Here is a 21,332-nt window from a genome sequence, read left to right on the forward strand (position 1 = left end):
ACATGACACTGACATCTATCGGCGATCTGGCGCGGGGCTTGACGTTGCGCACCCGCGCCACCGAAATCAAAAGCCAGATCGAAACCCTGTCCTACGAAATGTCCACCGGCAAGGTTCAGGATGTGTCCGGGCGGCTGGACGGCGACTATTCTCACCTGCTGGATCTGGATCGCAGCCTGTCCCGGCTGGATGCGTTTCAGGTCGCGACGGCAGAGGCGGGGTTGTTCGCAGACGCCATGCAGCTGAGCCTGACAACGGTCAGCGACTCAGTGTCCGAAATTGCCGCATCCCTGTTGTCTTTTGGCACATCGAATCAGGCTGTTTCGCATGAAAATGCGTCCGTTCAGGCCCGGAACGAACTAGATACGATCATGTCTGCGCTGAACACGCGGGCCGGGGGGCGCAGCCTGTTTTCCGGAGTGTCTACGGATGTCTCTCCGCTGCCGCCAGCAGACACATTGCTGACCGCGCTGCAGGTCGAATTAGCCGGTTTGACCACCGTGACAGATATCAGGCAGGCGGCGGAAGCCTGGTTCAATGACCCGGCCGGTTTTGACGCAGTGATCTACCAGGGATCGGGCACGTCGCTTGCACCGATGCAGATATCCGAAAATGAAAGCGTCACCATCCCCCTTACCGCCACGGATCCCGCTTTGAAAGCGGCCTTACGGGATATCGCCGTCGCGGCCGTGGTGTCGGACACGGCTCTGGCCGTGCCGTCAGATCAACGCACAGCGTTGTTCACTCAACTGGGTGTTGACCTGGCCAACACCCAAAACGACACCGTGAACCTGCGTGCTTTTGTGGGATCAGCCGAGGCCCGGATAGAACAAGCCGCTACGCGCAACAGCGCCGCGCGCACAAGCCTGGAATTCAGCCGGAATGAACTGTTGGCTGCGGACCCCTACCAAACCGCCGCTCAGTTGCAAACCGTGCAGTTCCAACTGGAAAGCCTGTATTCGGTCACCGTTCGCAACGCGAACCTGTCGCTGGTGAATTTCCTGAGATGAGAGTTCTTGTTTTTCTTCTGATGTTGCTTCCTGGCCTGGCCTCCGCCGGCGCTATCCGACTGAAAGATCTGGTGGACTTCGACGGAGTCCGCGGAAACGATCTGGTCGGTTACGGTCTGGTAGTAGGGCTGAATGGAACCGGTGACGGGCTCAGGAATTCGCCCTTTACCGAAGAGATCATGTCCAACATTCTCGAAAGGTTGGGCGTCAACGTCAACGGCGAGGATTTCCGCCCCAAAAACGTGGCCGCCGTTCTGGTGACTGCAAGCCTGCCGCCTTTTTCGCGCGTTGGGGGGCAGATCGACGTGACGGTCTCTGCCATCGGAGATTCCAAAAGTCTGCTGGGCGGTACGCTGATCATGACGCCATTGAACGCTGCTGACGGGCAGATTTACGCTGTTGCGCAAGGCACCGTTTTGGCAGGCGGCGTGTCGGCTGAGGGAGAGGCTGAATCGGTGGTGCAGGGCGTTCCCACTTCCGGCGTGATCCCCTCCGGAGCAAGGGTGGAACGAGAAATCGATTTCGAACTATCGGCGCTAACCCAGATGCGCCTTGCTTTGCGAGAGCCTGATTTTACTACGGCAGGCAGGATCGAGCTTGCCATCAATACCGAGTTCAACAGCGCAGTGGCCATCATGCGCGATTCCGGGACGGTTGAGCTGAACATCGAGGCAACGCAGGCAATTTCGACCGCCCACGCGCTTGGGCGGATCGAGAACATTCTGGTCGAACCCGAAACCAAGGCCCGCGTCGTGATCGATCAGCGTTCGGGCACGATTGTGATGGGGCAGGAAGTGCGGATATCCCGCGTGGCTGTCTCCCAGGGCAACCTTACGCTCACGGTCGAAGAGGCGCCGATTGCGGTTCAACCCAACCCCTTCGCGCGTGGCGAAACTGTTTTGGTGCCCAGAACAATCGCCGGAATAGAAGAAGAGGAAGGAACCGGGCTGGCTGAAATACCCGAAGCGGCAACCCTGTCCGAAGTTGTGGCAGGCCTAAACGCGCTTGGGGTGTCGCCCCGGGACATGATCGACATCCTGAAGACGATCAAAGCCGCCGGGGCGTTGCACGCCGAATTTATCGTACGCTGAGGAACTCCGATCAGCAGGTCACTGCCAAGACTGGCGGAGGGGCCAAACGGCCCCACCAAAACTTATTTGGATTTCCAACTGTTCAGCCATTTTCGGAACCTGCTGCCCTGCTCTTCTATTGCGTCGCCGGCGGCATAAAGGCCATCTTCCATATTCTCGATCACGGGATCGACCCGCGCCTCACGAAACCGGCGCCAGCGGACCCAAAGGGCCCAAACTATCGCGAAGAATACGGTCAGGAAAATGATATTGAACCAGGGAATAATCCGAACGTCAGGACTGTCGACTGCCCAGATCTTCACTGCATTCGGGAAAATCGACAGGAACTCACTGCGCCAGCCATAATGGCGCACGACAACCCAACGGGGCGCCTCAGTCGTCGATTTCTGGTCCGCTGCTTCGGCTTGCAGGTTCGACGAATTCAGCTTGAAATAGGGCGGCCAGCCCCAGCCCGTGTCTTCGTTCCGATACACCATGACCTTGCCGTTGGTCTTGCGAGTCTGAATGAAAAACACATCGCGGTTTGGCGTTGTCGCATCACTGCCGACATCATGAACCGACCAGAAGATGCTGTTCTCACCGGGGTCGATCCGTTTCTCATAGGTATCCGAAATCCGAACCACATCGTGCTGCGGAAGGGTGTAATTCAACACCGCCGCAATCGTGCCCCAGAACAGGATGATGATAGCCCATTTGACGTAACGCATCAGCGAAACCCTCACATGAAATTCGTAACATAAATCAGGATTGCGATCAGGCCCAGCGGCACGACGTAAATCCCAAGGATCAGTTTGCGGCGAAACGATCCGTCGTATTTTTTTAGCCCGCGCTGGACAAATGCATCGCGGTCGCCGGTCAGACCCTTTTTCTCCCAATGGGCGATCAGCTTACTGCGCCGCACCCAGCGAGAATAGATTGATACGCCCACATACATGACCGTCAGAACGACCAGCAACGGGATCAAAAAGCGCAGTGCGACGAACATTTAACTTCTCCCTACTGCGCCCCAGGGGCCGACGCGTGCGATGATGTCTTCGCTGATCCGGTCATTGCCGCTCATGTCCGGTTCGTGGCCGAATAGTGCGGCCCGGGCGCCAGCCTTATCCACCTGATACTCGCGCGCAAGGAAGTCGGCAACATAGGCTTTTTTGGCCTCGGGCCATGTCGCATAGGTGCGGTAGAACAGTTCTTTATGGCAAATGAACATCTGGCGCGGGTCCAAGGGTGCAAGCTCGGCCAGCAGCATGTTCACCAGATCGCGGTCCGGCGTGTCCGCGGCGCGCAGCGTATAGAAATAGGCCGGATGAGCCGAGGTGATCCGAGGCCACTGCCCGCCATCAGTCGCCCAGCGCAGCAGCTGCGCCAATCCGTGATAGGCCTCGGGCAGATGCTCAGCGTGGCTGCGGGCCAGACGCCGCATGTCGCTGCGATCCAAAGCGCTGAGGTCGACATCGGCATTTGCGGCAGCGTCGATAGTCAGGAAATCCATCTTTTGCCGCAGGATTGCAGCGGCATCCACACCGGGCGCTTTGACGATTGGTTCGACCAGATCGTTGTAATCCAGGAACTTGGCAATCTTGTTCCTCTGCGACGGATCGAAGGTGTATTTGATCAGCAGATCATCGAGCTTTTCACCCATGCAGATCGCAGCCGGGTGGTCCATGTCCGGGAACAGATACAGCCCGCCAAAATGCGCCGTCCAGAAGTTGCGCTGCTCGAAGGCGGTGTGGTGCGGACGCACCGGGTTGCGCGTTACGTCGCCGGTTTCTTTGGCCGTTTCGATCATTTTGGCGATCAGCACATCATCAAACCACGCGTCTTCTTCGGTCTTGAACTGTTCGACCATGCCCGCCAATTGTTGAGCCTTGCGCAGGGTGCCGCCTGCGGTGTCGACCTCAACCTCGATCTTGCGCAGGTTCAGCAGATCGCGCGGTGTGGTGAGTTTGATGACCGAGTTCACCAGCTCTCCGGCCACCGCATCGGTGGCGGTCAGGGCAAACAGCTGCGCCTCGTTCATCTCGATGAACTCGCGCAGGATATCGCGCGAGGTCGAGAATTTGACGTTCAGCAAAGGCGCGCGTTTCTGTTCGGTCGTCAGCAGGATGAACTGCCGGTTGACCCCGTTGGGGTTGAGGTAGAGCTCATCCTCCAACTCAATCCCCACCTCCGGCGAATAGCCCGAGATATCGACATGGAAATCCGTCAGTGCCGTGGTCTTGCCCGCCAGATGCTGCAGCGCGCGGTTATACCGCTCGACCAGAGCCGGGCTGGAGATGTGGACGAGATTGCCGAACATCAGGCCTTTTTTGATGAGGCGGATCATTAAGCAGCCTCCGCCCAAAGTTTTCTGGTTTCTACCAGCTTGCCGAGATCAGACTTAATTTCGTGAAGCCGCATCCTAGATAACCGCTCCCGTTGTGGTGACGAAAGTGTATCTTCCATTGCGAGAATAGTTTCAATTTTCTGAATGAGATCAGGAACTAAATTGGTTCTCGCTGGAAGTTTGTAGTCAACAGAAGTATGCAGCAATTCCCAAAGATGCTCATGCGTATTGCACAGTCGTCTGCGCAGGTGAGAGATAGCGTCATCTATAGTTTTGTCCGCGCTCCGTTGGTCCCCAAGGTAATAACTATGAACGTCACCATTGGTGATAAAATCCTCATAAAAGACATCATTCGAAAAATGCCAAGCTAAACCCTTAGCGCTGGCTTCATTGATTGCTACGATAAATGATCTCAAGTTCTCATTAAACAACGCCTCCGCCCGATCTTCGTCTCGCTGACGAGCTTCAGCTTCAAATATTCTAGCTTGAGCGGACATTGAACGTGCCATGTCCTGCGTGGCTTCGCGTTGCTCTTTCATTTCGAGCCTTGTAAGGCGTAATTTCTCTCTTTGCTCTGCCAATTCTTGGCTCTGAAGGCCGACGGTGACGATAATCCAAACAAAAGCTAGAGTTCCAGCAAATCCTGCCAGCGTATCTCCAACTTCATTCGGTGAGTTGTCCAAGAAGCTCGCCCACTTTCCGTTATTGCAAATCTGACCACCCCAAAAACTTGGCTCGCAAACCGGTTGCAAGAAAACAAATGCACCCACCGCACCTACGACTGCTGTCGTAATTACCCCCCACATAACCGGGTTATTGCTTCGCCAGAAACTCTCGACTTCCCTGCGGTTCACCCCTTCCCCTCCAGATACCGCCGCTTGGCCTCTTCCATCCGGCCCATCTCGCGGACGGCATTTTCGATAGCGACCTCGTCGCTCTTGTCGGCATAGCGGAACTCGCTGTCGGCGTAGCGGTTGATCTCTTGGATTACCATTTCCACCGTGATCGGCTGGCGCAGGTCCTCGATCATGGCCTTCTTGGTGTCGTAGTCGCGGGTCAGGAACAGGTCGGGGTTTTCCATCCATTCGTCGGGCAGCTCAAAGTCCATCGCGCGGACCTTGACCGCGTCGGTGATGTTCTTGATTGCGCGGCCGGTGAAGCGCTCATCCGCGGCTTGGATCGCCTTGAGGTAGGTGCCCATCTTGGCAATCGTATCCATCTGGCCGATATCGCCGGACACCCGGTCATAGACCTGCAGCAAAGCGTCCTCATGCGGGCGGGAATGGCTTTCGAAACTGGCGGCGACGGCCTTCTTGATCTCTTGCGCGGCATAGGCCTCGTGCTCGCCCAGCGGAATGTCGTGGTTGCGGCCCATCAGCAGGTGCAGGATGTCGATGTAATCCTCGCGCGTTTGCGGCCCGTCCACCAGGAACCGAGCACCGGCCCGCTGACGCAGGGCGTCGTCCACATTCTCGGGGTAGTTCGAGAACATACCAAAGGTGCAGTTGCCGCGCACGACGGTGTTGGCGCCGGCAAAACTCTCCATCAGTACGGCGGTGATTTCCAGTTGCCCGGCTGACGATTGCCGGTCACCGCGCTTGCCCGCCAATTGGTCAATGTCGTCAATGGTGCCAAAGCCGATGACCGAAGGGTCGAGGATCGTGTTGATAAACGCCTTGGCGTTTTGGCCGGACTTGCCCTGATAGCTGTCGATATTGTCGGTGCTCAGGTTCTGATAGCGGAACGGATAACCCGCGTTGTGGCAATAGTCGTTGATCAGCCCGGCCATCATCTGGATCAGGGTGGTTTTGCCGGTGCCCGGTTTGCCGTCGCCCATGAAGGTAAAGATGAACCCGCCAAGTTCGGCGAACGGGTTCAGGCGGCGGTCGAAATCATAGGCCATCACCATTTTGGCCAGCTTCATCGCCTGATATTTGGCGATATGGTTGCCGACCACCTCGTTCGGTTTCTTGAACGTCATGGTGAGGGTGGTGGATTTGGCTTTGGATGCGGGCTCAAAACCCCGGATTGTCAGGTCGTCAGCCTCAATATGCCAGGCGGCGTTCTGGAACGGGGCCAGATGGCCTGCGGACTGGGCGCGCAGGGCGGCCTTGTCCATCAGTTGTTCCGCATAGGCGCTGGTGGCGGCGATCAGATGCGCATCGTCGGGGGCGTGTTTGGCCAGCGTTTGGTCCAACTCCCACAATGCGCCGTGCAGGGCGAGTTGGCCATTGTCGGTCAGGACCTCTTCGATGTCCCCGACATCAACGGTGGTTTCGCCCAGATGCGAGGACATCAGATACGCCAGCGCATTCCCGAAGGTATGAGAGGTGATCAGGGCCTCGGCCGTCAGCAGTTCCGAAAACTCAGTTTTTCGCGCTGCAGGCAAGTCGCCTGCCAGATTGGCGCGTTTCAGGTCGGCCAGCGGGGTCTGTTCCGCATAAGCCTCGGCCACAGCCAGCGCGATGGAAATTGCTCGTCGAATGGCCTGCTGCGCGGTCGCCTGCGGTGGCGACACCAGAGTATCGCCATCATCCGAGGCTTCGATCCGTTCCACCAGATGCACCCCGTCGGCGCGCACGGTGCGTCGCGTCACCAACCCCGGCGTCGTCGACCGGAACCGCCGTCCTGTCGATACACCGGGGGACCGTTCTGTCGTCACCGCAACGGCCTTGGCAATCCGCGGTGCATGATCGAACCCGTTTAGCAGAGCAGTGGCCGCCGGGTAGTGCTTGCGAATGTCGCCTTCGCGCAATTCCATCTGATCTGACGTCAAGCTCATCTCAAAATCGCCTTTTCTTTATTCAATATCGCAGCACCTGCCCGGTTTTGCTGACGACAAACTTTTGCACATCACCAAAGCCCGGCGGATTTCGTTCAGCCAGCACCTGAAACGGGCGTTGGGGCAGGATGATCGACCTTTGGGTCCGCGTTGCCCCGGTTTCTGCCCCTTGCCCGCCGAACGGGTCCAGTGCGAAGACCTCGCGCTCGACGGTCGAGAACCAGCCGGCGCGTTCTTCGACAACCTTGGCGCTGTCCAATTCCTCCATGGTCCAGGCCAGAGCCCAGTCCTGACCTTGTGGGGCCTGGGCGTCTTCCAGCACTTGCCGCAGTGGTCCGGATTGCTCGGTATAGGCCGAGGAATACATCGGCCCCACATGGATGCGGCGCAGGTGTTTGGGGTGCAGGTCGTCGAAATCCTGATCAAACCCTTTCGCGATCGTCACCAGTTTCAGCCCGCCCAATGATTGCGCCATCAGATGAGCCTGTACTTCGGGCCAGCGGCGCTGATCCTTCGGCAGGGCGGTTTTGCCGCTATCTTCCAACTGCATCAAGTAAATGACCGGCAGGTTGATCTGGCTGTCATAAACCGCCCAGTGGATCAGAAACTTGCGCCGCTCGCCTTCGTTGCCAATCCAGTGGCATTCGGGATCGTTGCGGGCCCAGAACAGCTCACCCTTCAACAATTCCTCGTAATAGAGCCTTTGAGAAAGCGCGAATTGCAGCTTGGTGGGGATGTCCTGATCGCCAATGATGGTCCGCACCATGTCGGTTTTCAGATCATCTTCCGAGGGCATATTCGCCAGATGCACCTGCGCCTGCTGCGCGTCATTGGCCATGGTCAACAACTCAGCCGCCACCGGAAACCCGCTGTCGCGCTTGTCCATGGCGAGGCTGCCAAAGAACCGCCCCGTATCGCGCCCGACCAGCAGGTATTTCATGGAGAGCGCCCGGAAGGTGTAGAGCAGCCCCGAGAGGTAGCGCGACACAATCCGCACCTCTTGCTTGCTGATCGCGCCCTCAGCCTCCATCGTCGCGGCCACGCGCAGGAGGTGAACGGTGATCACCTCGAATTTGCGAAAATAGCGGCGCGAGGCGAAGGTGTCGGTCAGGCCGACATGGTCTTGGGTGGGGTTTGTCATCGCCGAGTTCGATTACGCTCCACTTGAACTTTTGCTGTTTCAAACAGCTGAACGAAAGTCAAAAGACTGACACCAAGTGCGCCCATCCAAAGCAAGCCCCACCCTGTACTCAATATCAGGAACAGAACCAAAAGACAGACTTCCAGCCAGCGATGCCTAAGGATTTGTAACCAAACGTCTTTGGTACGAATTGCTTCGAATAATGTCATATGGTGAAGCTCGTCCTCTGGTGTACCTATTGCAGGGGGCATCAGTCTTGCGCCCATAATATAGACAGCAACCGCAATCCAAATAACCACCACAAACAGCAACTTATTGTCGGTGTTATTGCCCTGCCACGTCAGGAAAGCCAAAACGCCGGAGGTAACTAAGGCAAGTACGGTTTTCCACTTTGTGCGAAACCAGTTCACTTACCTTAGCCCCCATACAAATTCTTATCATGCTTCTCGACAATCGAGGCAAACCGGCGGGCAAAGCGTTCATCCGCCTTGGCCTTTTTCTCCAGCACGTCGCGGGCAAAGACCATGTGGTCCTCATGCGCCTCGAGCATGTCGGCCATCTTCTGGTTGGTCGCGGTGCCGATGGCGGCCATCGCCGTTTGCGCCTCTTGGTCCGTCTGCACGCCGATCTCGTTGATGCGGTGGGCGACGTCCTGCTGCTGTGCGGTTTTCAGCGATTTGGTCAGGGCATCATACAGCACCACGCGTTGTTGTGTGTCTGTCTGCAGTTTGTTGATCAGCACCATCTGTGTCGCCGCCTGGTTCTGTAGGGAGTCGACCCAGGTCTTGCCCTTTTCGATATAGCGCTCCAGCGTTTGGGATTTGGCCAGCTTGACCTGCTCTTCCTGAACCTTGGCATTGTATTGCTTGTTCAGCTCTGCCAGTTCGGTTTCCAACTGGGTGCGCGCGGCGGCATCCTGTTCGACACTGATCTTGTTTTCCAGCGTAATAATGGCCGGGTCCATGCCCTGAATTTCGGCGCGCAGTGCCTCCAGTTCGGCCACCGTGGCCTCACGGTCGTCCAGCGTGCCGGTCAGGTTATCCTCGACCTTCACGCGCTGTTCTTCCAGCACGGACAGCTGCCCTTGCAGCAATTGCACGATCACGTCGGATTTGGCGATCAGGTCCTGCAATTTGTCGTCGATATTGGCGGTGCGCATACGCTCCTGCCGCATCGACTCAGATTTGCCTTTGGAAAAGATGCCAACAAAGCTTTCCCACCCGGACTTTGAGCGCATTTCGTCGAAATCCTTGGAAAACGCGTTGGTGACGTCGTCCAGCCCCATGATCAACTCGGCGATGTTGGCGTTCATCACCTCGGTATGGGCATGCACGTCTTCGAGCGTGGCGTTTTCGATGTCGATATCGGCCTCGGCGGTACCGATCTTGGCGCGCGCAGCTTCGATCCGGCTGGTCAGCCCCTCAATCTGCGACTGGCTTTCGCGCACTTTGGTCTGAGTTTCTTCAATCAGCGCTTCAAATTGCTGGTTCGACATCTCTGCTGTCCCCTTTTTCGTTATTTACCCAATAAGATAGGGAATGTTACGTCCATTTACATCCCCTTGGGCTCAAAATTCCTGCGGACTCTGGCAAACTCATCAGCAAAATGAAAGCGCGTTTGCACAAGCGAATGGCGAAGTGTTGGCCGGATGCACAGGCGACATTTGATCAAATCTGGAGCGATCCGCGCAGCACAGTGGACATAGACAATCCGGGCGCCACCTGATTGTGTGCGCGGGACATCATTTCTGCCGGAGGGCGACCCATGCTGGACGCAACAACAGACCTGAAATCCATCCTGAAAAACCCTGATCTGCTGGTGACCAAAGCCTATGTCGGCGGGCAGTGGGTCGACGGCGACAACGGCACTTTCGCAGTGACCAACCCAGCGCGGGGTGATGTGGTGGCCGAGGTCGCAGACCTGAGCCGCGCGCAGGTCGCCGGCGTGATTGCACAGGCCGAGGCTGCGCAAAAGGAATGGGCCAAGCTGACCGGCAAAGAACGCGCTGTAATCCTGCGCCGCTGGTACGATCTGATGATGGAAAACGCCGAAGATCTGGGCAAAATCCTGACCGCCGAGCAGGGCAAGCCGCTGGCCGAGGCCGTTGGTGAAATCGGCTATGGCGCGTCTTTCATCGAGTTCTTCGGAGAAGAGGCCAAGCGGATCTATGGCGAGACCATTCCGGGCCATCAGCGCGACAAGCGGATCATGGTGCTGAAACAGCCCATCGGGGTGGCAGCCTCGATCACGCCGTGGAACTTCCCCAATGCGATGATTACCCGCAAGGCCGGACCTGCGCTTGCAGCGGGTTGTGCCTTTGTTGCCCGCCCGGCTGCGGAAACACCCTTGTCGGCCTTGGTCTTGGGCGCTTTGGCCGAGCAGGCCGGGATCCCGGCAGGTGTCTTCAACGTGGTGCCGTCTTCACGCTCCAGTGAGATTGGCAAGGAATTCTGTGAAAACCCCGGCGTGCGCAAGCTGACCTTTACCGGCTCGACCGAGGTGGGGCGCATCCTGCTGCGACAGGCGTCGGAACAGGTGATGAAGTGCTCGATGGAGCTGGGCGGCAATGCGCCGTTCATCGTGTTTGACGACGCCGACCTGGACGCAGCCGTCGAAGGCGCGATGATGTGCAAGTTCCGCAACAACGGCCAGACCTGCGTCTGCGCCAACCGGATTTATGTACAAGCCGGTGTCTACGATGAATTCGCAGCCAAGTTGAAAGCAGCCGTTGAGGCGCTGCAAGTCGGTGATGGCCTGACCCAAGGCATCACAACCGGCCCGCTGATCAATGACGACGCTGTCACCAAGGTGCAGGAACACATTCAGGACGTCACCGCAAAGGGTGGCGCAGTTCTGACCGGCGGTCTGCCGCATGATCTGGGCGGCACCTTCTTTCAGCCCACCATTGTCACCGGAGTGACTCAGGACATGCTGGTCGCCCAGGACGAGACCTTTGGCCCGCTGGCCCCGCTGTTCAAGTTCGACGATGAGGACGACGTGATTGCAATGGCCAATGACACGATCTTTGGACTGGCCTCGTATTTCTATGCCAAGGACCTGAGCCGCGTCTACAAGGTGGCCGAGGCGTTGGAATATGGCATCGTCGGCGTGAACACCGGCATCATCTCGACCGAGCTGGGTCCGTTTGGCGGCGTCAAGCAATCCGGTCTGGGCCGCGAAGGCAGCCATCACGGGATGGAAGATTATCTGGAAATGAAATACGTCTGCCTGTCGGTCTGATCCATTGCGGCCATCGCCAAAGCGCGGTGGCCGGTCTTGTCCTCACGCTTGTCACAAAACTGCAGTCAAACTGTCACAACTGCGTAATGAACCCGGTCCATCCCCCTTGCATCCAAGTGAGAGAGGATAACTACCGATGTCATTGCGCTTTGCCTGCCTGACATCTGCCCTTGCCCTGACCGCCGGTCAGGCCGTAGCAGAGATGAACTTCAACCGAATTGCGTCCTTCCTCGTGGTCGAAAACATGGTCGAGGGGGCCGATACCAACCGCGAAACCTCGCCCGAGATCATTGCCGCCACAGCGGATGGCATGACGCTGGTATATACCGACAGCCCGCTGGGTGCGATCGGTAAGGTGGACATCACCGACCCCGCGAACCCGGCCCCGCTGGGCACGATGGATGTGGGCGGTGAGCCGACATCCGTTGGTATCATCGGCACGACGGCATTTGTCAGTGTGAACACTTCTGACAGCTACACCGCGCCTTCTGGCAAGCTGATCTCGGTCGATATCGCAGACAGGGCGGAAACCGGCGCCTGTGATCTGGGCGGCCAGCCCGACAGCGTCGCCATTGCCCCCGACAGCAGCTTTGTCGCCGTGGCTATTGAAAACGAACGGGACGAAGACCTGAACGGCGGGCTCATCCCTCAGCTGCCCGCCGGATCGCTTGCACTGGTGCCGCTGAAAGACGGCGCGCTGGACTGTTCAGCGATGAAAATGACCAGCCTGACCGGCCTGGCCCAGGTTGCCCCCACCGACCCAGAGCCCGAGTTCGTCGACATCAACGGCCTGGGTGAAACCGTCATCACGCTGCAGGAAAACAACCACATCGCGGTTGTCGACAAGGATGGCACCGTGATCAGCCATTTCTCAGCCGGAGCTGTTGATCTGGACGGCATCGACGCCACGGACGAACGCGGAGCGCTGATCTTTACCGAAAGCCAGCAGGGCCGCTTGCGCGAACCGGACGCGGTCAAGTGGATCGACGATGATCACTTTGCCACCGCCAACGAAGGCGATTACGAGGGCGGTTCGCGTGGCTGGACGATCTTCCACAAGGACGGCACAGTTGTTTACGAAAACGGCACCGCGTTTGAAAAAGCCATCATTCAGATCGGCCACTACCCCGACAAGCGCTCGGACAGTAAAGGCGTTGAGCCAGAAAGTGTGACCGCCGCGACCTTCGGCGACACGCCGATGATCTTTGTGGGGGCTGAACGTGCCTCGGTCGTGGGTGTTTATGACGCCACCGATCTGGCCCACCCGGTTCTGAAACAGCTTCTGCCGTCTGGTGTTGGCCCGGAAGGCTATGTTGCGATCCCGGACCGCAACCTGCTGATTTCGGCTAACGAAAAAGACCTGATCGAAGATGGCGGTCCGCGTGCGCATGTCATGATCTATGAATACCAGGACGCCCCCGCCACCTATCCGCACCTGACATCGGAAGGCGCGGATGAGCTGATCGGATGGGGTGCCCTGTCCGGTCTGGTGGCTGATGAGGACGGCATGATCTATGCGGTGAACGACAGCTTCTACGGCTTCCAGCCTTCGATCTTCAAGATCGACCCCAGCCAGAAACCCGCCCGCATTGTGGATGTGATCCGCGTCCACCGTCAGGACGGCAACCCGGCGCAGAAGCTGGATCTGGAGGGCATCACGCTGGATGGTAAGGGCGGGTTCTATGTCGCCTCCGAAGGGCGCACGGATCGTCTGATCCCACATGCGATCTATCACGTCGCTGCAGACGGCAAGATCAAGGACCGCAAAGGTGAGATCGGCCTGCCACCGGAACTGATGGCCGTCGAGAAACGCTTTGGTTTTGAGGGCATCACCCGCGTCGGCGACACCCTGTGGATGGCGGTGCAGCGCGAATGGAAGGACGATCCCAAGAACCACGTAAAGCTGGTCGCCTTTAATCTGGACACCAAGGAATGGGGCGCCGTGCATTACCCCAAGGAAGAACCCGCCAAGGGCTGGATCGGCCTGTCGGAAATCGTGGCCTTTGGCGACTATGTCTATGTCATCGAGCGTGACAACCAGCATGACCACCGCGTTGTGACCAAAAAGGTCTATCGCATTCCGCTGTCGGACATGACGCCCGCGCCGCTGGGCGGCGATCTGCCCGTGGTCAGCAAGGAAGAAGTCCGCGACCTGCTGCCCGACCTGTCCTCGACCGGCGGTTACGTTCTGGACAAAATCGAAGGTCTGGCCATCCTGCCCTCGGGCGAAGCCTTTGTGATGACCGACAATGACGGCGTCGACGATGCCTCGGGCGAGACGATGTTCTGGTCCATCGGGTCGGTGACGGCCGGGAATTGATCAGCGTTCCAAACTGTGATCGGCCCCGCGCGAATCATGCGTGGGGTCGTTCAGTTTCCCCGCGGCCATTCCAAAAGGCGACTTATACACATTCACAAAGCAAACTAACTGAATAGTTTCAAATTAAAATCTCCCCAGAACAGTGGGGAACCGCGTGTTTAAACAGAACGTTTTGCGAAAACAGATTATTGAGCTATCGTTCTTCTGTTAGTTGTGGGGGAAATTTCGGTGAACTTATCAAGAGTACTCATTGCGGCCAGTGTTTCGGCCTGTGGGGCTTTCAGCGCCCACGCGTTAACAATCGACGTGGTCGAGTATTCCGAGGCTTCTTACAACTCAATCTACGGATCGGGCTCTGGGATTTTAGAAGGGTTTGAAACGCATGGCGCCACCTACGGACAAGGTGAAGTTGCCAACGGTTTCTCTACTTCGGTTGGAACCTTCTCGACTCTGGGTGGCATCGGCTCGGGTGGCACGGTTTCCGGATTGCCGGGCAACAGTGGAAGTATGCTGGCCTTGCGAGAGGGAAACGTTTTTGGACGTGAAAACCTTTCTCCTAACGGCTCGTGGTTTTTGGACAGCAATGACACCTGGGGATTGAGCTGGGATGTGGCGCTTGCTGGTGGAAAAGCGTTTGATAAACTGACGTTTGCTCTGAGCGACGGCAGCGATGCTGGTGGCTTCCTTCGCATAACCGCAGGTGGCGAGAGCCATGAACTCCGTACTGATCGCAGATTGTCGGATGGCAACGTTAGGTTGGTTACAATTAATTTCGGGGCTCCGACAAAGACTGCCGGAATATCGCTGGCCAACTATACCGCGTTGGGTGGTGATGTCGCCCGTCGGAATGACGGCTTCTCGATCGACGCGATACAAGTGGCCGCTGTTCCCTTGCCTCCGTCGATTTTACTGTTGGGGGGGGCATTGTTTAGCTTGGGTTTCGTAACCCATCGCAGAAGAAAAGCCGCAGCTTGATACGCTCTGGGTAGTTCAACCGCTTTCACCTGCGTGAAAAATGGTTCTGAAAAAAGGCGTTCGCAATAGTGCGGGCGCTATTTTTTTGCCCGCCGCTCACCTGCTCTAAAAACAACGCCCCGCGTCTGGAGGAACGCGGGGCGTGTGGTGCGATAGCCCAGAGAGGAGAAGACTATCGCGGCGTGGTGATCGACCGCCTTAGTTCACGGCTTTGGCGTCAACCACATCCTTTTCAATGGCCTTGGACGAGGAAATCTCGATCCGGCGCGGTTTCAGGGCCTCGGGGACCTCGCGCTTGAGGTCAATGTTCAACATACCGTTTTCGTGGCTCGCGCCAGTGACGCGGACGTGGTCGGCCAAGGCAAAGCGGCGCTCGAACGCGCGGGTGGCGATGCCACGGTGCAAATAGCTGCGCTCTGCGTCCTCGGCGGCTTTCTTGCCAGCCACGATCAGTGCGTTTTCCTTCATTTCGACCGACAGGTCGCTTTCCGAAAACCCGGCGACAGCAACCGAGATGCGATAGGTGTCGGCATCGGTTTTTTCGATGTTGTAAGGCGGATAGCTGGGTTGTGCCACGTCATTGGTCAAAACCCGATCCATCATGTCGGCGATCTGGTCAAAGCCAACTGTGGCGCGGTGCAGCGGTGCAAAATCAAATGTACGCATGTGTCATATCCTCATATCAGAGCGATGTACGGTTTTGCCCTCCGTTTGGACGGGCGGTGATGTAGCCGGGCCCCGTTTGTGGCGACCCGATACATTTCACATGGGTAGCTTTTGGCCGAGTTCAAGACCCGCCGGAATTGATGAATTTCGCGCCCGTATTCGATTTACCCGATCCCACCTGCAAGCGGCGAATAGTGGCCTTGGGTTGGGGGGCAGCGCGACGTAAAATCGCCTTGAGTTCAGACACGATTCCAGACAGTTCCATGCCAAATCCGGCTTTCCGGCCGCGATAGGCGCCGACGGCGGATACGACCGACAGTATTTGCCAGCGCGAGCCCTTTTTGGCCAACAGCGCCGATCCGGATGAGCCATAAGTAATATCACAATTAAAGACGATCAGGTCTTGTTGACGGTCCAGGATATGACAGGACCGCTCACGCATGATCGCCTCGGACCGACCGCGCCCGTACGAGGCCAGACTGACCTCGGCTCCTGTCACGCGGCCGCTGTACAACGCGAACGGGTTCGCCACGGTATACGGTATCGGCTGGTCCAACCGCATCAGAGCGACATCTGCCTGAACAGACTCGACCGTCAATTCCGGGCGGTTGGTATACCCGGGATAGACCGCGATCTGAGTAACCTTGCGATCGGCCAGGGAAGTTCCGTCACTCAGGCCAGCCCGGAATGTCACAGTTTCAGGCGCATAGGGGTTCCCCGTCGCGCGATCCACCGCGCAATGAGCCGCCGTCAGAACCAGATCCTGCGCAATCAAGGTGCCGGTACAAAAGCCCTGGTCACCGATATCCAGGCGACCAACCGCTTCCCAGCCATAGAGATCATCCCGGTCCGTCAGTTTCCGCTTGTCACTTTGCGCGTGTGACCCAAGTGGCAAGACCGTCAGGCACAGCAAAAGGCTTAACACAAACCGCATCATGGCTTGATAAACCGAGCGCCGATGTTTCGGCTTGTTCCACCTGGCGGGGCCGCCGCAGAAAATCCGCGACCAGCGAGCAGTTCTGCCTCTAGCAATTCCAGCGAACCTTCTACTGCGGTTCCCACGGAGACGCGCTGCCCCTTATATTCAGCTTTGGCTGCAACAACCGACACGATGCGCGGGCGGTCGCCGTCAAAGGAAAAGACCGGGGCACCAGACGAGCCGAGCTCGACATCGCAGGACATCACCAGAACCTCTGTCCGGCGGGTAATGACCGAGCAAACCTCTTGCAGCGCAGGGGCTTCGGCCCGGTCATGCGCGTATGAGACGACGCCGACCTCTTCGCCCCGACGTGGTCGGGTGCCGGTTTCAAACGGAATGATCGCTGTATTTCGAATCGGCTGCCACAGCTCGATCAGCGCGATATCACTGCGCAAACCTGCGTTCGGGGTCTTGGTGTCATACTGGTAATCCGGATGGATGACGGCCTGTCGCGCCGCCCGGTAGGCCGAGGCACGACCCAGACGCCACGCGGCCAGAAACTCGACCTGCGACAAGTCGATGTGCTGGCCCGTCACCTTGTCGTACAGACAATGGGCTGCGGTCAGAACAAGTGTCGGCGACACAAGTGTGCCGGTGCAAAACCCTGACCCGTTTATGTTCAGACGGCCAACCGCCATCCATGCCCGTCCGGCATCGGTGGTGTCCAGGCTTTTCAGCCCGCTGTCCTGCGCCATGGCGGCCATCGGCGTTAAAGCCAGCGCTAAAGCCCTGATCCAGTTTCGCACGCAAATCTCCGGCGTTTTTGTTGACCTATTCTCCTATGCGTCGGGTAGGGCGAAAATAGGGCGCGTGTGCCGGAAATGGTTTCATGCGGTAACTGATGCAGCGCCGCATCAGCCGGTTTTACCTGAGGATCGGGACATTCGATGCGACAGTGCTATTCTGCTGCATTGCCCGGGGTTTGGGGCCACCAGTGGCCCAGTCCAGCAACTCGACCGTGTGCACAATCGGAACATCCGTGGCTGACCCGATCTGCATCATGCAGCCGATATTGCCAGCCGCAATCACATCAGGGTTCTTAGCCTCTAACGTTTTGACCTTGCGCTGTTTCAACTGGCCCGAGATTTCGGGCTGCATCAGGTTGTAAGTCCCGGCACTGCCGCAGCACAAATGGCTGTCGGCGGGTTCAGCCACTGTGAATCCGGCCTGTTTCAGCAGGTCCTTGGGATGGGTTTTGATCTGCTGCCCGTGCTGCAGGGAACAGGCCGCGTGATAGGCAACAGTCATGCCCTTGTCCGCGCCTTCAGGCAGGTCCAGCTGCACCAGCAACTCGCTGATATCCATGGCAAGGGCGGACACCCGCGCGGCGTCTTCGGCCAAAGGGCCATCGCGGAACATATGGCCATAGTCTTTCACAGTGGTGCCACAGCCTGAGGTGTTGATGACGATGGCGTCCAGACCGTCACCGTCCAACTCATTTATCCAGGCTCTAATATTGGCTATTGCAGCCTTATGGCTTTCATTCGACTTGCCCATATGATGGGTCAGCGCGCCACAGCACCCTGCTCCGTCCGCCACCACGACCTCGCACCCCGTCCGTGTCAACAGGCGGATTGTGGCGTCGTTGATATCGGTGTTCAGCGCCTTTTGCGCGCAACCCGTCATTAGTGCCACGCGTTTGATGCGCGGTCCATCGGGTGCAAAGCTTTGCGGGTCGTCATTGCGGCTGACGGGCGGGATATGTTTCGGCGCCATGTCCAACATCGCCCGCAATCGCGCATCCGGCATCAAATGCCGCAACGGGCGGCCCAGCTTTGCCCCGATCAGCGCCCAGCGGAACCGCATCGGGTAGGGCAGGATCTGTGCCAATACCCACCGCAGTGCCCGATCCGTGAAGGGGCGTTTGTAGTTCTCTTCGATGTATTCCCGCGCGTGGTCTACCAGATGCATGTAGTGCACACCCGACGGGCAGGTGGTCATGCAAGCCAGGCAAGACAGACAGCGATCGATATGTTTGACCGTTTTCGCGTCAGGGATCCGCTCATTCTCAAGCATGTCCTTGATCAGGTAGATGCGCCCGCGCGGGCTGTCCAATTCGTCGCCCAGCACCTGATAGGTCGGGCAGGTAGCGGTGCAAAAGCCGCAATGCACGCAGCTGCGCAAGATCTCGTTCGAGCGTTTGATCGCCGGGTCCTGCAACTGCTGTTCGGTAAACGTCGTTTGCATGTGCTTACCCCATCAGCCCCGGATTCAACAAACCGCGTGGATCAAATTTGTGCCGAATTCCCCTGTTTAGAGCCTCAACGGCTGCAGCTTCAGGCTGAAACCGCCCTAGGGTTTCAGCTGTAGAGGCCTCTGCCCGGACCAGCGTTGCGTGACCTTCAAAAGCACCCAACCGGGCGCGCAGGTCGGTGCCTTTGGGAACCAAAGCCCAGATCAGCCCCCCACCCCAGTCAAACAGTGTCTGCTCTGCCTCAAGACGCGCGGCGAGGTCAGGCGCGTCCGAGGGCTTGACTGAAATGCGCCAGACATCGCCGTCCTTGCCGTGAAACGCGGCGACGTCCCGCAGCGCCCGCCACAGAGCAGCGGAATTCGAGACCTCGGCGATCTCGCCGATACCCGCCAACACGGACTTCAACTGTTCGACGCGATAGGCCACTGACTCTGCAAACCCTTCGACCCGCAGCAGGGCTTGGCCGTCCTGCGGGTCATAGGCTGCGCCGCTGACCTCGAACGGGGATTTCAACGCCGCTGACAGCGCACGGATGGCGGTTGTGGTGTCCGGAACCTGGATGGCCAGCGTTGCCGAGACCTCGGGCTTGGGCAGAACCTTCAGCGACACCTCGGTCAGTACACCCAATGTGCCCCAGGACCCCGCCATCAACTTGACCAGATCATAGCCGGTCACGTTCTTCATCACTCTGCCGCCGTTCTTAACCACCTGCCCGGCGCCATCGACAAAGCGCACGCCCAGCAGGAAATCGCGACAGGCCCCAGCCTGAATCCGGCGCGGACCCGATATATTGGTGGCCACGACACCGCCGATAGTCGGCGTTCCTCCGGTGCCCAGTAAGCCCCGGTGATCCATGGGCTCAAACGCCAGTTGTTGCCCTTCCGCCTCTAGCGCGGCCTCAATCCGAGCCAGCGGCGTTCCGACCTGTGCCACGATGGTCAGAGCGCCGGGTTCGTACAGCGCAATGCCGCTTAAGCCTACGGTTTCGATTGTGGCTGCGGGTCCGGTTATGCCACGGGTGCCGCCACCAACAATGTTTACCGGCTCGGTCAACCCGGCCACCATCTCGGCCAGCTCGGCTTCTGTCTCAGGTTTCATTTCAATTCTTCTTTGTTAGAGCCGTTATTCTGCAGCGATCTGCGCATCGCGGCGAGCCTCGGACACATCCAGCGGGAAGACTTTGGCTGGGTTCAGCAACCAGTTCGGATCGAACACATCCTTGACAGCCATCTGCGCCTCTAGGTCTGCAGGGGCGTATTGGTGGGTCATCAGATCCCGCTTTTCGATCCCCACCCCGTGTTCGCCAGTCAGACACCCGCCCACATCCACGCAGAGCCGCAGGATATCGGCGCCAAATGCCTCGCATTTTTCAAGATCACCGGGTTTGTTGGCATCAAACAGGATCAGCGGGTGCATATTGCCATCACCGGCGTGGAACACGTTGCCCACAGGCAGACCATAGTCTTCGCTCAGCTCACCGATCCGGCGCAGCACCTCGGGCAGCGAGGACACCGGAATCGTGCCATCCAGACACATGTAGTCGTTCATCTGCCCCATCGCGCCAAAGGCGGATTTACGGCCCAACCAGATTTTCGCACTTTCCTCGGCCGACTGACTTTCGCGCAGCTCGACGGGGTTGTGGCGTTTGGCGATCTCGATGATCTTGGACAGTTGATAGTCGATTTCAGCCTCAGAGCCCTCAACCTCAACGATCAGCAGCGCGGTGCAGTCCGGGTATCCTGCATGGGCAAAGTTTTCGCAGGCCTTGATGCACAGCGTGTCCATGAACTCGATCGCGACAGGCAGGATGCCTGACTTGATGATGTCTGACACACACTGCCCGGCGACCTCATTATCGTCGAACCCCATCAGAACAGGCCTTGCGCCTTCGGGTTTGTGCAGAATGCGTAGGGTGGCTTCGGTCACAACGCCCAGCTGACCTTCGGAGCCACAGATTACCCCCAGCAAGTCCAGCCCGCCCGCATCCAGATGGGCGCCGCCAATCTCGACCACGCTGCCATCCATCATCACCATCGTCACGCCCAGCAGGTTGTTGGTGGTCACGCCGTATTTCAGGCAATGTGCACCGCCCGAGTTCATCGCGATATTGCCCGCAATCGCACAGGCCAGTTGCGATGACGGGTCGGGGGCGTAAAAGAAGTCTTCCTCTTCCACGGCCCCGGTGACGCTCAGATTGGTGCGACCGGTTTGCACGCGGATGAAGCGGTTGTCGTAGTCGACCTCCAGCACCTCATTCATCCGTGCGATGCCCAGAATCACGCAATCCGCCGTGGGCAGCGCCCCACCAGCCAGCGAGGTGCCCGAGCCGCGCGGGACCACCGGCACGCCCTCTTCATTGCAGATGCGCAGCACATCCGCGACCTCTGCCGTCGATGATGGCAAAACCGCCAGCATCGGCGGGCAGCGATAGGCCGTCAGCGCGTCGCATTCATAGGCGCGCGTCTCGGCCGGGTCGTGAATGACCGCGTCCTGCGGCAAGACTCGCAGCAGACGCGATACCACGATCTGCTTGCGCGCCAGAACTTCGGGATTTGGCCGGGGCATTTCCATCGCTGATCCTCCGTTTGGTAAAATAATATTACCAATTTAC

General features: G+C 58.2%; 19 protein-coding genes. 5 read left to right on the forward strand and 14 right to left on the reverse strand.

What is annotated here, in order from left to right; genetic code table 11:
• The first annotated feature begins 2 nt into the window (after nt 1-2).
• Nucleotides 3-1,010: a flagellin gene (locus SJY13_RS13875; RefSeq protein ID WP_377191543.1), complete on the forward strand. Its 1,008-nt coding sequence runs from the start codon at nt 3-5 to the stop codon at nt 1,008-1,010.
• The gene (locus tag SJY13_RS13880) at nt 1,007-2,101 is read left to right on the forward strand and encodes a flagellar basal body P-ring protein FlgI (protein ID WP_377191545.1); all 1,095 of its coding nucleotides are present in this window, start codon (nt 1,007-1,009) and stop codon (nt 2,099-2,101) included. The genes SJY13_RS13875 and SJY13_RS13880 overlap by 4 nt, the downstream gene beginning before the upstream one ends.
• A gap of 62 nt (nt 2,102-2,163) precedes the next feature.
• Here SJY13_RS13880 and SJY13_RS13885 read toward each other — a convergent pair whose 3' ends face one another.
• Genes SJY13_RS13885 through SJY13_RS13920 form a run of 8 tightly spaced genes read right to left on the reverse strand, consistent with a single transcriptional unit; the run spans nt 2,164 to nt 9,842 of the window.
• Nucleotides 2,164-2,808, reverse strand: coding sequence for a DUF1523 family protein (locus SJY13_RS13885; protein ID WP_282152855.1), 645 nt, complete (start codon nt 2,806-2,808; stop codon nt 2,164-2,166).
• Between the two features lie 11 nt (nt 2,809-2,819).
• A complete protein-coding gene (locus SJY13_RS13890) occupies nt 2,820-3,086 on the reverse strand; it encodes a hypothetical protein (RefSeq protein WP_377191547.1) in 267 nt (88 codons plus the stop codon).
• Entirely contained in the window at nt 3,087-4,424 is a 1,338-nt protein-coding gene (locus tag SJY13_RS13895) for a DUF6638 family protein (protein WP_377191549.1), read from the reverse strand.
• Nucleotides 4,424-5,278 carry a hypothetical protein gene (locus tag SJY13_RS13900; RefSeq protein ID WP_377191551.1) on the reverse strand — a complete coding sequence of 285 codons (855 nt, stop codon included), beginning with the start codon at nt 5,276-5,278 and terminating at the stop codon, nt 4,424-4,426. The genes SJY13_RS13895 and SJY13_RS13900 overlap by 1 nt, the downstream gene beginning before the upstream one ends.
• Nucleotides 5,275-7,206, reverse strand: a complete 1,932-nt coding sequence (locus SJY13_RS13905) for an AAA family ATPase (protein ID WP_377191553.1) — start codon at nt 7,204-7,206, stop codon at nt 5,275-5,277. The genes SJY13_RS13900 and SJY13_RS13905 overlap by 4 nt, the downstream gene beginning before the upstream one ends.
• Nucleotides 7,207-7,228: 22 nt before the next feature.
• A complete protein-coding gene (locus SJY13_RS13910; protein WP_377191555.1) occupies nt 7,229-8,347 on the reverse strand; it encodes a hypothetical protein in 1,119 nt (372 codons plus the stop codon).
• Nucleotides 8,344-8,757, reverse strand: a complete 414-nt coding sequence (locus SJY13_RS13915; protein WP_377191557.1) for a hypothetical protein — start codon at nt 8,755-8,757, stop codon at nt 8,344-8,346. The genes SJY13_RS13910 and SJY13_RS13915 overlap by 4 nt, the downstream gene beginning before the upstream one ends.
• A 5-nt stretch (nt 8,758-8,762) precedes the next feature.
• A complete protein-coding gene (locus SJY13_RS13920) occupies nt 8,763-9,842 on the reverse strand; it encodes a hypothetical protein (protein ID WP_377191559.1) in 1,080 nt (359 codons plus the stop codon).
• Between the two features lie 269 nt (nt 9,843-10,111).
• Here SJY13_RS13920 and SJY13_RS13925 point away from each other — a divergent pair, with 269 nt between their 5' ends.
• From SJY13_RS13925 to SJY13_RS13935, 3 genes are all read left to right on the forward strand, one after another.
• The gene (locus SJY13_RS13925) at nt 10,112-11,587 is read left to right on the forward strand and encodes an NAD-dependent succinate-semialdehyde dehydrogenase (protein ID WP_377191561.1); all 1,476 of its coding nucleotides are present in this window, start codon (nt 10,112-10,114) and stop codon (nt 11,585-11,587) included.
• 136 nt (nt 11,588-11,723) lie between these two features.
• Nucleotides 11,724-13,907 (forward strand): esterase-like activity of phytase family protein, encoded by a 2,184-nt coding sequence (locus SJY13_RS13930; RefSeq protein WP_377191563.1) that lies wholly within the window; start codon nt 11,724-11,726, stop codon nt 13,905-13,907.
• A 228-nt stretch (nt 13,908-14,135) separates the two neighbouring features.
• Complete coding sequence (locus SJY13_RS13935) at nt 14,136-14,882, forward strand: hypothetical protein (RefSeq protein ID WP_377191565.1); 747 nt, start codon at nt 14,136-14,138, stop codon at nt 14,880-14,882.
• 198 nt (nt 14,883-15,080) lie between these two features.
• Here SJY13_RS13935 and SJY13_RS13940 read toward each other — a convergent pair whose 3' ends face one another.
• The 6 genes from SJY13_RS13940 to SJY13_RS13965 all read right to left on the reverse strand — a co-directional run bounded on the left by SJY13_RS13940 (nt 15,081) and on the right by SJY13_RS13965 (nt 21,292).
• Nucleotides 15,081-15,548: an Hsp20 family protein gene (locus tag SJY13_RS13940; RefSeq protein WP_085823543.1), complete on the reverse strand. Its 468-nt coding sequence runs from the start codon at nt 15,546-15,548 to the stop codon at nt 15,081-15,083.
• Nucleotides 15,549-15,669: 121 nt separating this feature from the next.
• Nucleotides 15,670-16,485: a trypsin-like serine peptidase gene (locus SJY13_RS13945; RefSeq protein WP_377191567.1), complete on the reverse strand. Its 816-nt coding sequence runs from the start codon at nt 16,483-16,485 to the stop codon at nt 15,670-15,672.
• Complete coding sequence (locus SJY13_RS13950) at nt 16,482-17,273, reverse strand: trypsin-like serine peptidase (protein ID WP_377191569.1); 792 nt, start codon at nt 17,271-17,273, stop codon at nt 16,482-16,484. Before SJY13_RS13950 ends, SJY13_RS13945 begins: the two co-directional genes overlap by 4 nt.
• A gap of 118 nt (nt 17,274-17,391) precedes the next feature.
• Nucleotides 17,392-18,714, reverse strand: a complete 1,323-nt coding sequence (glcF, locus tag SJY13_RS13955; RefSeq protein ID WP_377191571.1) for a glycolate oxidase subunit GlcF — start codon at nt 18,712-18,714, stop codon at nt 17,392-17,394.
• A 4-nt stretch (nt 18,715-18,718) separates the two neighbouring features.
• Entirely contained in the window at nt 18,719-19,819 is a 1,101-nt protein-coding gene (locus tag SJY13_RS13960; protein WP_377191573.1) for an FAD-binding protein, read from the reverse strand.
• Nucleotides 19,820-19,843: 24 nt separating this feature from the next.
• Nucleotides 19,844-21,292, reverse strand: coding sequence for an FAD-linked oxidase C-terminal domain-containing protein (locus SJY13_RS13965; RefSeq protein ID WP_377191575.1), 1,449 nt, complete (start codon nt 21,290-21,292; stop codon nt 19,844-19,846).
• Nucleotides 21,293-21,332: the final 40 nt, after the last annotated feature.

Source organism: Ruegeria meonggei (genome assembly GCF_042768335.1).
GTDB lineage: Bacteria > Pseudomonadota > Alphaproteobacteria > Rhodobacterales > Rhodobacteraceae > Ruegeria > Ruegeria meonggei.

Bases quoted from the DNA above. Each gene is read 5' to 3' on its own strand.
- SJY13_RS13910 (WP_377191555.1), bottom strand. From the start codon at position 8,347: ATGACAAACCCCACCCAAGACCATGTCGGCCTGACCGACACCTTCGCC.
- glcF (WP_377191571.1), bottom strand. From the start codon at position 18,714: ATGCAAACGACGTTTACCGAACAGCAGTTGCAGGACCCGGCGATCAAA.
- SJY13_RS13920 (WP_377191559.1), bottom strand. From the start codon at position 9,842: ATGTCGAACCAGCAATTTGAAGCGCTGATTGAAGAAACTCAGACCAAA.
- SJY13_RS13930 (WP_377191563.1), top strand. From the start codon at position 11,724: ATGTCATTGCGCTTTGCCTGCCTGACATCTGCCCTTGCCCTGACCGCC.
- SJY13_RS13925 (WP_377191561.1), top strand. From the start codon at position 10,112: ATGCTGGACGCAACAACAGACCTGAAATCCATCCTGAAAAACCCTGAT.
- SJY13_RS13960 (WP_377191573.1), bottom strand. From the start codon at position 19,819: ATGAAACCTGAGACAGAAGCCGAGCTGGCCGAGATGGTGGCCGGGTTG.
- SJY13_RS13965 (WP_377191575.1), bottom strand. From the start codon at position 21,292: ATGGAAATGCCCCGGCCAAATCCCGAAGTTCTGGCGCGCAAGCAGATC.
- SJY13_RS13885 (WP_282152855.1), bottom strand. From the start codon at position 2,808: ATGCGTTACGTCAAATGGGCTATCATCATCCTGTTCTGGGGCACGATT.
- SJY13_RS13890 (WP_377191547.1), bottom strand. From the start codon at position 3,086: ATGTTCGTCGCACTGCGCTTTTTGATCCCGTTGCTGGTCGTTCTGACG.
- SJY13_RS13895 (WP_377191549.1), bottom strand. From the start codon at position 4,424: ATGATCCGCCTCATCAAAAAAGGCCTGATGTTCGGCAATCTCGTCCAC.
- SJY13_RS13940 (WP_085823543.1), bottom strand. From the start codon at position 15,548: ATGCGTACATTTGATTTTGCACCGCTGCACCGCGCCACAGTTGGCTTT.
- SJY13_RS13880 (WP_377191545.1), top strand. From the start codon at position 1,007: ATGAGAGTTCTTGTTTTTCTTCTGATGTTGCTTCCTGGCCTGGCCTCC.
- SJY13_RS13945 (WP_377191567.1), bottom strand. From the start codon at position 16,485: ATGATGCGGTTTGTGTTAAGCCTTTTGCTGTGCCTGACGGTCTTGCCA.
- SJY13_RS13875 (WP_377191543.1), top strand. From the start codon at position 3: ATGACACTGACATCTATCGGCGATCTGGCGCGGGGCTTGACGTTGCGC.
- SJY13_RS13905 (WP_377191553.1), bottom strand. From the start codon at position 7,206: ATGAGCTTGACGTCAGATCAGATGGAATTGCGCGAAGGCGACATTCGC.